The organism is Ochrobactrum sp. SFR4 (assembly GCF_019730395.1).
Taxonomy (GTDB): domain Bacteria; phylum Pseudomonadota; class Alphaproteobacteria; order Rhizobiales; family Rhizobiaceae; genus Pseudochrobactrum.
In genome coordinates, this window is the sequence record NZ_JAAPBB010001373.1 from 1 (window position 1) to 236 (window position 236).

Annotated in this window: 1 protein-coding gene; it reads left to right on the top strand. The window is 48.7% G+C overall.

Features of this window, described 5'->3' with window-relative positions; genetic code table 11:
- Positions 1–236, top strand: a 236-nt coding sequence (locus HBA93_RS23520) for a c-type cytochrome (RefSeq protein WP_502910197.1), incomplete at both ends; no start/stop codon positions are given.

The following is a 236-nucleotide window of genomic DNA, read 5'->3' on the forward strand; positions in this document are numbered from 1 at the left end:
CACTGTTGAAGACGTAAAAAACCGCGTAGGCCCGCATCTGGTCAATATTTTCGGCCGCAAAACAGCAACAGCTGAAGGCTTTAAATATTCCCCTGCCATGACCAAAGCCGGTGAAGAAGGCATGGTCTGGGATGAGGCCACTCTTACCGCTTATCTGACTGCACCGAAGCAGTTCATGCCTGGCAATAAAATGGCCTTTGCTGGTCTGAAAAAGCCGGAAGATATCAGCGATTTAT